Source organism: Acidisoma sp. S159, assembly GCF_009766125.1.
In the GTDB taxonomy this organism is placed as follows: Bacteria; Pseudomonadota; Alphaproteobacteria; order Acetobacterales; family Acetobacteraceae; genus Acidisoma.
Genome location: NZ_LMUG01000080.1, coordinates 13,195 through 13,658 on the forward strand (window position 1 = coordinate 13,195; position 464 = coordinate 13,658).

The following is a 464-nucleotide window of genomic DNA, read 5'->3' on the forward strand; positions in this document are numbered from 1 at the left end:
GTCCCGATCGTCGCCGCCTCGCGGACGTGCTGACCGCGATCCGCCTCGGCGTGCCGGTCGATCGCATCGGCTTCGCGGCCGATCGAAACGGCGAGCGTTGCCTCAAGAGCGCTCATGAAATGGGCCGGCTCTTCGCCGCCCATCCGGATGCACTCGACAATACCATCCGTATCCTCGATGCCTGCTCGGGCTTCTCGCTCGATCAGCTCAGGCACGAATATCCGGAAGAGATCCTGGAGCCGGGCCGGGAACCGCTGGAGACGCTCACCGACCGCGTCTATGAGGCCGCCGCGCTCCGCTGGCCGGAGGGTGTTCCGGACGACATTTTGACGCGGATTGCGCACGAGCTGCAGCTGATCCAGGAGCTGGAATACGCGCCCTATTTCCTGACCGTCCACGAGATGGTGCTCTTTGCCCGATCGCGCGGCATCCTCTGCCAGGGGCGCGGATCGGCCGCCAATTCG

General features: G+C 65.7%; 1 pseudogene. It reads left to right on the forward strand.

Annotated elements, in window-relative coordinates:
- Positions 1-119: 119 nt before the first annotated feature.
- A pseudogene (locus GSQ92_RS29900) lies at positions 120-464 on the forward strand (error-prone DNA polymerase); the annotation flags it as partial.